This window comes from Streptomyces montanisoli (assembly GCF_017813245.1).
Classification (GTDB): Bacteria; Actinomycetota; Actinomycetes; order Streptomycetales; family Streptomycetaceae; genus Streptomyces; species Streptomyces montanisoli.
Genome location: NZ_JAGIQL010000062.1, coordinates 25436 through 35769 on the forward strand (window position 1 = coordinate 25436; position 10334 = coordinate 35769).

8 protein-coding genes are annotated in these 10334 nt (G+C 73.5%); 2 read left to right on the plus strand and 6 right to left on the minus strand.

From position 1 onward, the window contains the following. The first annotated feature begins 6 nt into the window (after positions 1-6). A complete protein-coding gene (locus tag JFN87_RS16750; RefSeq protein ID WP_245180025.1) occupies positions 7-1203 on the plus strand; it encodes a trypsin-like serine peptidase in 1197 nt (398 codons plus the stop codon). A 173-nt stretch (positions 1204-1376) separates the two neighbouring features. Here JFN87_RS16750 and hflX read toward each other — a convergent pair whose 3' ends face one another. The 6 genes from hflX to miaA all read right to left on the minus strand — a co-directional run bounded on the left by hflX (position 1377) and on the right by miaA (position 9521). Beyond that, complete coding sequence (gene hflX, locus JFN87_RS16755; protein ID WP_209340884.1) at positions 1377-2885, minus strand: GTPase HflX; 1509 nt, start codon at positions 2883-2885, stop codon at positions 1377-1379. A gap of 127 nt (positions 2886-3012) precedes the next feature. Continuing rightward, positions 3013-4593, minus strand: a complete 1581-nt coding sequence (locus tag JFN87_RS16760; RefSeq protein ID WP_209340885.1) for a M1 family metallopeptidase — start codon at positions 4591-4593, stop codon at positions 3013-3015. Between the two features lie 126 nt (positions 4594-4719). After that, positions 4720-6813 (minus strand): RelA/SpoT family protein, encoded by a 2094-nt coding sequence (locus tag JFN87_RS16765; RefSeq protein ID WP_209340886.1) that lies wholly within the window; start codon positions 6811-6813, stop codon positions 4720-4722. A gap of 152 nt (positions 6814-6965) precedes the next feature. Then, positions 6966-7844, minus strand: coding sequence for a diaminopimelate epimerase (gene dapF, locus JFN87_RS16770; RefSeq protein WP_209340887.1), 879 nt, complete (start codon positions 7842-7844; stop codon positions 6966-6968). Positions 7845-7923: 79 nt separating this feature from the next. Next, positions 7924-8481 carry a hypothetical protein gene (locus JFN87_RS16775; protein WP_443732204.1) on the minus strand — a complete coding sequence of 186 codons (558 nt, stop codon included), beginning with the start codon at positions 8479-8481 and terminating at the stop codon, positions 7924-7926. A gap of 101 nt (positions 8482-8582) precedes the next feature. After that, on the minus strand, positions 8583-9521 hold the full coding sequence (gene miaA / locus JFN87_RS16780) for a tRNA (adenosine(37)-N6)-dimethylallyltransferase MiaA (protein ID WP_209340889.1): 939 nt from the start codon (positions 9519-9521) through the stop codon (positions 8583-8585). 123 nt (positions 9522-9644) lie between these two features. On the opposite strand from miaA, the gene JFN87_RS16785 reads away from it, so the two are divergent. After that, positions 9645-9884 (plus strand): antitoxin, encoded by a 240-nt coding sequence (locus tag JFN87_RS16785; RefSeq protein WP_209340890.1) that lies wholly within the window; start codon positions 9645-9647, stop codon positions 9882-9884. Positions 9885-10334 lie beyond the last annotated feature (450 nt).

The window sequence follows — 10334 nt, forward strand, 5'->3', positions numbered from 1 at the left end:
GCCCAGATGTCACCGAACCGTCCGATACCCGGAGTCCGCCTGGTGGCCGCGACGGCCGCAGCGGCCGCTCTGGCGCTGACCGCGACCGCGTGCGGGCCGAGCGGCGGCGGTGACGCGGGCGCGGCGCCGTCCGCGTCCGCGACCGTGACGCCTGAACCGGGCTTCTCCATCCCGGACGACCTCAAGAACAAGCTGAAGCAGCACGGGTTCGACCTCGACAAGTGGAAGCACGGCGCGTGGAAGAACTGGGACAAGGACCAGTGGCTGCGCCAGGCGCAGGACTTCGTCAATCCGATCATCAAGGGGCTGTGGGACCCGGACCGTATGCGCAAGGCCGACAGGACGGCTGAGCAGCCGATGCGGGCGCACGACCTCTCCGGTGACCAGGGCGTCACCGACCCGGAGCCCGCGCCCGTGGCCGCGCGGCAGGCGGCGACGCCTTACACCGGCAGCGTCCCGGTGGAGGGCAAGCTGTTCTTCGACGGCCCGCAGGGCTCGATGGTCTGCTCGGCCACGGTGGTCACGGACCCGGCGCACCCCGGCAAGTCGGACATGGTGTGGACGGCGGGCCACTGCGTGCACGCCGGCAAGGAGGGCGGCTGGTACCGCAACATCGCCTTCGTCCCCTCGTACAACAACAAGGGACTGACGGCGTCCGCGCTGCGCGGCGCGAGCGAGAAGGAGATCGCCCCGTACGGGGTCTGGTGGGCCGACTGGGCCGGGACCTCGCCGCAGTGGATCTCCGAGGGCGCGGAGACCGGCGGGCAGGGCTCGCCCTACGACTACGCCGTGCTGCACGTGAGGCCGGAGAACGGCGGCACGGGCAAGTCGCTCCAGGAGACGGTGGGCGCGGCCATGCCCGTGGACTTCAACGCACCGGCGGTGCCCGACATCGCGAGCATCACGGCCAACGGCTACCCGGCGGCCCCGCCGTTCGACGGCCAGCGGCTCTACCAGTGCCAGGACAGGCCGGGACGGCTCTCGCTCGACCGGTCGGCGCCGACGGAGTACCGGATCGGCTGCACGATGACCGGTGGCGCGTCGGGTGGCGGCTGGATCGCGAAGGGCGACGACGGCAAGCCCGCGCTCGTGTCGAACACGTCGATCGGTCCTGTGAAGGCGGGCTGGCTGGCCGGGCCGCACCTCGGCAAGGTCGCCAAGGGCGTCTACGAGGGCGTCAGTAAGAAGTTCGCCTCGCGGTAGCGGTCGCGGCGGACCGCGCCCGCGGGCCCGGGCGCGCGGCGTTGGGGCCGCCCGCCAGGCCGGGACGCAGGCGGAGCGCGGGCCGGGCGCCGGCGCCCGCACAGACGGCAGGGCCGTGCCCCGACTCGATCGGGGTACGGCCCTGCGGTGTCAGCCCCTTCGCGGGGCCGCCGTCAGAGAGCGCCGGCGGGCGTGTACGGCGAGAGCGCCGCCGCGAGCTCCTCGTGGACGCGCGCCTTGAGCAGCGTGCCCTCCGGGGTGTGCTCCTCGGACAGCACCTCGCCCTCCGCGTGCACCCGGGAGACCAGAGCGCCCCGCGTGTAGGGGACGAGCACCTCGACCTCCACCTCGGGCCGCGGCAGCTCGGCGTCGATCAGCGCGAGCAGCTCGGCGATGCCCTCGCCGGTGCGCGCCGACACGGCGATCGCGTTGCGCTCGGCCCTCAGCAGGCGCTGCAGGACCAGCGGGTCCGCCGCGTCCGCCTTGTTGACGACGACGATCTCGCGTACGTCCTTCGCGCCGACGTCGTGCACGACCTCGCGCACCGCCGCGAGCTGCTCCTCGGGCACCGGGTGCGATCCGTCGACCACGTGCAGGATCAGGTCGCTGTCGGCGACCTCCTCCATCGTGGAGCGGAACGCCTCCACGAGGTGGTGCGGCAGGTGCCGGACGAATCCGACCGTGTCCGCGAGGGTGTAGAGCCGCCCGCTGGGCGTCTCGGCGCGGCGCACCGTCGGGTCCAGGGTGGCGAACAGCGCGTTCTCCACCAGGACACCCGCGCCGGTGAGGCGGTTGAGCAGGGACGACTTGCCGGCGTTGGTGTAGCCCGCGATGGCGACGGACGGCACGCGGTGGCGCCTGCGCTCCTGGCGCTTGATCTCGCGGCCGGTCTTCATGGCCGCGATCTCCCTGCGCATCTTCGCCATCTTCTCGCGGATCCTGCGCCGGTCCGTCTCGATCTTGGTCTCACCGGGGCCGCGCGTGGCCATGCCGCCGCTGCCGCCGCCACCCATCTGCCTCGACAGCGACTGGCCCCAGCCGCGCAGCCTCGGCAGCATGTACTGCATCTGGGCGAGCGCGACCTGCGCCTTGCCCTCCCGCGACTTGGCGTGCTGCGCGAAGATGTCGAGGATCAGCGCCGTCCTGTCGACGACCTTGACCTTGACGACGTCCTCCAGGTGGATCAGCTGGCCGGGGCTCAGCTCACCGTCGCAGACCACCGTGTCGGCGCCGCTGTCGAGGACGATGTCCCGCAGTTCCTGCGCCTTGCCCGAGCCGATGTACGTCGCCGGGTCGGGCTTGTCGCGCCGCTGCACCACGCCGTCGAGGACGAGCGCTCCGGCGGTCTCGGCGAGCGCGGCCAGCTCCGCGAGGGAGTTCTCCGCGTCCTCCAGCGTGCCGGTCGTCCAGACGCCGACCAGCACCACGCGCTCCAGGCGCAGCTGCCGGTACTCGACCTCGGTGACGTCCTCGAGCTCGGTGGACAGGCCCACCACGCGCCGGAGTGCGGCGCGGTCGGACCGGTCGAGCTGGTCGCCGTCGCGGGCCTCGTCGGTCTGATGGCTCCAGGCGACGTCCTCTTCCATCAGGGCGTCGGCCCGAAGGCTGTCGGTGCGCGGGTCGGCCGGGCGGCCCGCCGCGGGGTGCTGCGCGTCCTGGGGGAAGGGAGAAGTGGAGGTCATTGGGTCCTTACGTCGTCGGAATGCCGCATGCGTGCGGCGTCGAACGGGTCAACGCCCTGCCGGACGGATTGATTCCCCCCGGACATGTTCGATGGTGGCACGCCGCGCCCGCGCCGTCACCCGTGTTTCACGCACCGCTACGTGCCGCGGACGCCTTGTCGCCGTGGACGGCGGGCGCGGAGGACGTGGCGGTGGGGTGCGCGGGCCCCTTCGCCGCGGGCCGCTTCGCTGCGGGCCCCTTCGCGGGCCGTGCCGCGTGCTGGGCGGGCTTGGCGCTGTGCCAGTCGGGGTGGCCCGGCATCGAGGGCGTCTTCTTCCCGTACAGCCAGCCGTGGAAGAAGGCCGTCAGGTCCCGGCCCGCGTCGCGGGAGGCCAGGGCGGTGAAGTCGGCCGAGGACGCCGAGGAGTCGCGGTTCTCGCGCACCCAGTCGCGCTCGATGCGGGAGAACGTCGCGGCGCCGACCTCCTGGCGCAGCGCGTAGAGCACGAGCGCACTGCCGTCGTAGACGACCGGCCGGAAGATGCTGATCGGCTTCCCCGGCACGGGGGCCTTGGGCGCGGCGGGCGGTCCGCCGGCCGCGCGCCAGGCGTCGGAGCTGGTGTACGCGTCGTGCATGCGCTGGGCGAAGTCCGGGCCGCCGTGCTCCTGCGCGTAGGTGCCCTCGTACCAGGTGGCATGGCCCTCGTTGAGCCAGACGTCGGACCAGCGGTGCGGGGAGACGCTGTCGCCGAACCACTGGTGCGCGAGCTCGTGCACCAGCAGGGAGTCGACGTACCACGACGGGTAGCCGTCGCCGGCCGTGAACAGGGAGCGTTCGAAGAGCGACAGGGTCTGCGTCTCCAGCTCGAACCCGGTGTTCGCGCCGGCGATCAGGACGCCGTAGTCGGAGAACGGGTAGCGGCCGACGCGCTGCTCCATCCACTGGATCATGTCCGGGGTCTTGGCGAGCCACGGGCCGAGCCGCTTCTTGTCGGCGGCCGGCACCACGCTGCGTACGGGCAGGCCGTGCGGGCCTGTGCTCCTGACGACGGCGGACGTGCCGATGGAGACCTGGGCGAGTTCGGTGGCCATGGGGTGCCTGGTGCGGTAGGTCCAGGTGGTGTCCGCACCGTCGGTGCTCTCGCCGGTCTCCTCGCCGTTCGCCACGACGGTGAGCTTCTTGGGCGCCGAGATGTGGAAGGTGAAGTACGCCTTGTCGGAGGGGTGGTCGTCGCAGGGGAAGACGCGGTGTGCCGCGTTCGCCTGGTTGGCCATCACCAGCCCGTCCGGGGTGCGGATCCAGCCGCCCGCGCTGTTGTCGCCTCGGGGGTCGCTGGTGTGGCGGACGGTGACCTCCATCGGGTCGCCCTCGGCGACGGGGTGGCGCGGGGTGATGACGAGGTCCTCGCCGGCGGTGGCGAAGGCCGCGGGCCTGCCGTCGACCGTCACGGACCGTACGGTGCCGTGGGTGAAGTCGAGGTTGAAGCGGTCGAGCCTGCGGGTGGCCGTCGCGTCGATGGTGGTGGTCGCGGAGAGCGGCTTGGTGTTGACGCCCGTGTACGTCAGGCCGATGTCGTAACTGCCCACGTCATAGCCGGGGTTGCCGAGGTAGGGGAAGAGGCGGTCGCCGATGCCCAGCGGGGACGGGGCGGGCAGGGCGGCGGCGACGAGGGTGGTCGACGCGGCGGCGAGCAGCGCGGCACGCAGACGGCGTGAGGTGAGGAGCATGCCCCACCGCTACCAGGGGACGGCGCGCTCGCGGGGACGGCGCGCGCCCCTCTCAGCCGAACGGGGTCGGCGGCGGGCCGGATGCGGACGCGCGTGCGGTGTGCTCGCCGCCGTGCGACCCGGGCGTCACGCCTGCGCGGGCTGCTGGGCCCGGCTCACGTCGTACACGCCCGGCACCTCGCGCATGGCGCTCATCAGGCCGGGCAGCAGCGCGGCGTCGGCCAGCTGGACGGTGTAGGTGTGGCGTACGCGCTGCCTGCTCGGCGGTTCGACGGTGGCGGAGATGATGGCGGCGCCCGCGGTGGACATGGCGTCCGTGAGGTCGGCCATGAGCCGGGGCCGGCCGAACGACTCGGCGCGCAGCGTGACCTGGCAGCCCGCGGTGTCGCCCGCGGCCCAGCTGACCGGCACGGGAGAGCGTTTGGACTGGCTCATCCTGCGGGCCGCCGGGCACTCGGCGCGGTGCACGGTGACGGTGCCGCCCCGTACCTGGAAGGCGGTGATGTCGTCGGGCGGCACGGGCGTGCAGCACCCCGCGAGCCGTACCGGGGCGTCGGGCCGTTCCGTGACGACGCCCGCGGTGGTGCGCGGCCCTGCCGAGACCGCGGCGGGCGGCCGGGGCGAGGCGTCGGGCAGCGCCGCCGCGTCGGGGTGCGCGGCGAGCCAGCCGGTGATGGCGATGCGCGCGGAGGGCGTGCGGGCGTGCTCGAGCCATTCGGGCGAGGGCCCCGAGGTGGTGTCGTGGGCGAGGAGCGCCTGGACGGTGTCGCCGTCGTTCAGCACGGTGCCGAGGGCGACGAGGCGGCCGTTGACGCGCGCGCCCAGACATCGGTGGGCGGCCTCGCCGTACTGGGCGTAGGCCGCGTCCACGCAGGTGGCGCCCGCGGGCAGGCCGAGCATGCCGCCCTCCGCACGGAAGACGGTGATCTCGCGGTCCTGTGCCAGGTCGGCGCGGAGCGTCTTCCAGAACGTGTCGGGGTCGGGCGCGGACTCCTGCCACTCCAGCAGGCGGGAGAGCCAGCCGGGGCGCGTCGGGTCGGCGCGCTCGCCGTCGGGCGCGTCGCCGCCGTCGCCCGCGGCGGGCACCGGCGCGTAGGGGTTGCCGAGGGCGACGACCCCGGCCTCGGCCACCTTGTGCATCTGGTGGGTGCGGATCAGGACCTCGGCGACCGAGCCGTCGGGGGCCGCGACCGCGGTGTGCAGCGACTGGTACAGGTTGAACTTGGGGGCGGCGACGAAGTCCTTGAACTCGGAGATCACCGGAGTGAAGCAGGTGTGCAGCTCGCCGAGCACGCCGTAGCAGTCGGCGTCCTCGGCGACGAGTACGAGGAGCCTGCCGAAGTCCGTGGGGCGCAGCTCGCCGCGCTTGACCCTGGCGCGGTGGACGGAGACCAGGTGGCGTGGCCTGACGAGGACCTCGGCCGCGAGGTCCGCCTCGCGCAGGACCCGGCGCACGTCCTGCGCGGTCGACACGAGCGCGTCGCCCGCGGAGGCGTTCTCAGCGATGAGGGCGCGGGCCCTGGCCGCGTCCTCGCGGCACAGGATGGCGAAGACCAGGTCCTCGAGCTCGGACTTGATCGCCTGGACCCCGAGCCGCTCGGCGAGTGGCACGAGCACGTCCCTGGTGACCTTGGCGATCCGCTCCTGCTTCTCCGGGCGCATCACGCCGAGCGTGCGCATGTTGTGCAGCCGGTCGGCGAGTTTGATCGACATCACGCGTACGTCGTTGCCCGTGGCGACGAGCATCTTGCGGAACGTCTCCGGCTCCGCCGCCGCCCCGTAGTCGACCTTCTCCAGCTTGGTCACGCCGTCGACGAGGTAGCGGACCTCCTCGCCGAACTCGCGGCCGACCTGGTCGAGGGTGACGTCGGTGTCCTCGACGGTGTCGTGCAGGATCGCGGCGGTCAGCGTGGTGGTCTCGGCGCCGAGTTCGGCGAGGATCAGCGTGACGGCGAGCGGGTGGGTGATGTACGGCTCACCGCTCTTGCGGTACTGGCCGCGGTGCGAGGCCTCGGCGAGCACGTACGCGCGGTGCAGGACCGACATGTCGGCGTCGGGGAAGTGCGCCCTGTGCGCCTCGGCCACATGCCCTATGGCGTCGGGCAGCCGGTCGCGCGACGCGGGCCCCAGCAGGGCCGCCCTGCCCAGCCGGCGGAGGTCGATACGGGGCAGGCCGCGCCTGCGGCCATGGACACCAGGGCTGGTGGCCTCTGCACTCATGGGCAACCTCCGGGCAGGATCGACCGGCGGTACGAGGGACGGGGGTGCGCCCTCGGGGCCGGTGCTTGATGCTATCGAGCCCACAACGTGGACCGGACCCGCACTCGTTCAGCGTGAAACGGATCACCCGTTCAAGCGAACGCCTGCATGTTTCAACCGAAGGCCGTTTCGAGCCATTCCGTGGTGATCACTCCCTCGGCGACGATCACTGCGGGACCCGTCATCTCGATCTCCCCGCCGGGCCGCTGCGTGATCACAAGGCGGCCGCCCGGCAAATCCACCGTGTACGTGACGGGTGTGCCGCTCGCGGCCGGGTCGGCGCCGTCCCTGAGGGCCGCGGCCACGGCGACGGCGCAGGCGCCCGTACCGCACGACCGGGTCTCGCCCGAGCCGCGCTCGTGCACGCGCAGGGCGACGTGGCGGGGCCCGCGGTCGACGACGAACTCGACGTTGACCCCGTCGGGGTAGACCTCGGCAGGCGCGAACGGCGGCGGGGCGAGCAGGTCGCCCGCGTGCGCCAGGTCGTCGACGAACGCGACCGCGTGCGGGTTGCCCATGTTGACGTTGTACGCGGGCCATGTCCTCGCGCCCACGGTGACGTCCACGGCGCCTTCCGGCAGGGTGGCGCGGCCCATGTGCACCGTGACGTCGCCGTCCTTGGCGAGGTGCACGCGCTTCACGCCGCCCCGCGTGGCGACGGCGAGATCTCCCGCGCGGACGTGCCCGGCCCGCTGGAGGTACCGGGCGAAGACGCGGACGCCGTTGCCGCACATCTCGGCGACCGAGCCGTCGCCGTTGCGGTAGTCCATGAACCACTCGGCCTCCGCGGCCATCGCGCGCGCCTCCGGGTGGGCGGCGGACCGCACCACGTGCAGCACGCCGTCCCCGCCGACACCGGCCCTGCGGTCGCAGAGCGCGGCCACGAGGCGCGGCGGCAGGTCGAGCGCGTTGTCCGGGTCGGGAACGATCACGAAGTCGTTCTCCGTGCCGTGTCCCTTGAGGTACGCCAGGGGCGTGGTCGGTGCCGTCACAGGTCCATCGTAGGAGCCACCGCCGACAACCGGCGATGCCGGCCTCGCGAGCCCTCTCCGGCCCTTCGCGCGGCCCTGCTCAGCGCAGCCGCGCGACGCGCCAGACCGCGAGTGCCACGACGACCGCGGCGATCGCGACGTACAGCGCGACGAAGCGCCAGTCGGCCCGCTCGCCCGAGGACTTGGAGGGCAGGCCCGGCCACGTGTAGCCGACTCTGCGGGCGGCCGTCATGCCCCATCCCGCGGCGCAGCAGCCGAGCAGCAGGCCGAGCATCGCGATCACGGAACCGCCGTCGCCCGTGCCGAACGCGAGGGGGAAGGCGAACATGAGGGAGCCGACGCCGGCGAGTACGACGATCGGGGCGATCTGCCAGATGCGGAACCGGCCCTGCGGCCTGAGCTCCACCTCGACCTCGGGTGTGGCGGGCTCCGACTCCGGGTCGTCCTCGGGGCCGTCGGAGGCGAGACCGTCGGGCGTCAGGCCCTGGCCGGGACCGTCGGCGCTGAGGCCGGGCGGCACGGAGTGGCCGGGTCCCGGGGACTGGCCCGGGACGGGAACGGGCGCGTCCTCGCCGGACTGCTCGGGCGCGTTCCGCGTCGCCGACTGGGGATCGCGAGGGCCGGCCTCCATCGCCACGCGCCCTCCCAACTCGGACTCCACGGGTGGATCGATGCTCGATGATGGCACGCCCCATGGCCCGGAAATGGCGCCCGGAGCGTCCCGATGCCATCACGTGATCAGGCTGTGACCGCCCGTTCGACCAACGCGAGAGCCCGCCGCCGCAGTTCCTCAACGGCGCCCTCTCCGCCCGCGAGCCAGTGCACGCGCGGGTCCCTCCTGAACCAGGAGTCCTGGCGCCTCGCGAAGCGCTTGGTGGCACGGACGGTCTCGGCGCGCGCCTCGTCCTGCGTGCACGTGCCGGCGAGGGCGGCGAGCACCTGCTGGTAGCCGAGTGCGCGCGACGCCGTGCGCCCGTCGCGCAGGCCGCGCGCCTCCAGCGCGCGCACCTCGTCGACGAGTCCCGCCTCCCACATGCGGTCGACGCGCAGCGCGATGCGCGCGTCGAGCTCGGGCCGCTCCACGTCGACGCCGATCTGCACGGTGTCGTAGACGGCCTCGTGTCCCGGGAGGTTGGCGGTGAAGGGCCTGCCGGTGATCTCGATCACCTCAAGGGCCCTGACGACGCGTCGGCCGTTGCTCGGCAGGATGGCGCGCGCCGCCGCGGGGTCCGCGGCGGCGAGGCGCGCGTGCAGCGCGCCCGAGCCGCGCATCGTCAGCTCCGACTCCAGGCGCGCGCGTACCTGGGGGTCGGTGCCGGGGAAGTCGAGCGCGTCGATCACGCCCCGCACGTACAGCCCGGAACCGCCCACGAGGACGGGGACGCGGCCGGCGGCGCGCAGGCGGTCGATCTCGGCGCGCGCGAGGCGCTGGTACTCGGCGACGCTCGCGGCCTCGGTGACGTCCCAGATGTCCAGCAGGTGGTGCGGCACACCGCCGCGTTCCCCCTCGGTCAGCTTGGCCGTGCCGATGTCCATGCCGCGATACAGCTGCATGGAGTCGGCGTTGACCACTTCGCCGCCGAGTTCGCGGGCGAGATGGACGCCCAGATCGGACTTGCCGGCCGCGGTGGGACCGACGACGGCGATGACCCGTGGTGCGGGAGCTGCGCTTGTCACCGCCCCAGTCTCGCAAATCCGGCGGGCCGTGCGGGACCCCGTCCCGTCCGTGCGCGGCACGCCTGCCCGCCGTAACCTGTGTACAGGTATGAGATGGTCCGTGACTCTTCGGGAAGGTGCCGCATGGGCTTCAGGGAATCGCTCAGGGCGCGGCTCGCGCCGGCGAGGGACAAGGTCTCCGACCTGGCGTCGCAGCACGGCGACCGCATCGGCCAGGGGCTCGACAAGGCCGCACGCGCGGTCGACGAGAGGACCAACGGCAAGTACAGCGAGCGCATCGACGCGGGCAGGGGCAAGGCGAAGGACGCCATCGACCGCATGTCCCAGCAGGACGGCGACGGCGGCGGCACGCCGGGCGCCTGACCGGCGCCGAGGCCGCGCCGCGAGGTGCGTGTGCGCACGGCGCGCGGTGCAGCAGGGCACGAGGGGTGCCGGGGCGCCCTGCGGACCGGGCCGCGACGAAGCGGCCGACGCCGCGGGGCGCCCCGGCGTACGGCCGCCTCCGCCGCGAGGTCCTCGGCCTCGGCCGGGCTCGTATGCGTATGCGGCGTGCGCGACCGTGCCCTCGACCTGCTCAGCCGCTCGTCCAGATGGCCCGGTGCCGGCCGTGGGCGCGGCAGGGGCCGGCCGCGCGCTCGGCCGGCAGTCCCACGCGCTAGGCGCCCGCGGCGTTCTCTCCACGGGCGGGCCCGCCCCGCCGTGACCGCAGCGAGATCGGAAGAGCACGCGACTTAGCTCCTGTCACCGATGTATCCCCTAAGCCGTCCACTGCCTTTATAAAGGGGGGGGGCGGGTGGGGGGGGGGGGGGGCGG

Excerpts from the sequence above, each read along its gene's own strand:
- JFN87_RS16750 (WP_245180025.1), top strand. The coding sequence starts at position 7 with ATGTCACCGAACCGTCCGATACCCGGAGTCCGCCTGGTGGCCGCGACG.
- hflX (WP_209340884.1), bottom strand. The coding sequence starts at position 2,885 with ATGACCTCCACTTCTCCCTTCCCCCAGGACGCGCAGCACCCCGCGGCG.
- JFN87_RS16760 (WP_209340885.1), bottom strand. The coding sequence starts at position 4,593 with ATGCTCCTCACCTCACGCCGTCTGCGTGCCGCGCTGCTCGCCGCCGCG.
- JFN87_RS16765 (WP_209340886.1), bottom strand. The coding sequence starts at position 6,813 with ATGAGTGCAGAGGCCACCAGCCCTGGTGTCCATGGCCGCAGGCGCGGC.
- JFN87_RS16785 (WP_209340890.1), top strand. The coding sequence starts at position 9,645 with ATGGGCTTCAGGGAATCGCTCAGGGCGCGGCTCGCGCCGGCGAGGGAC.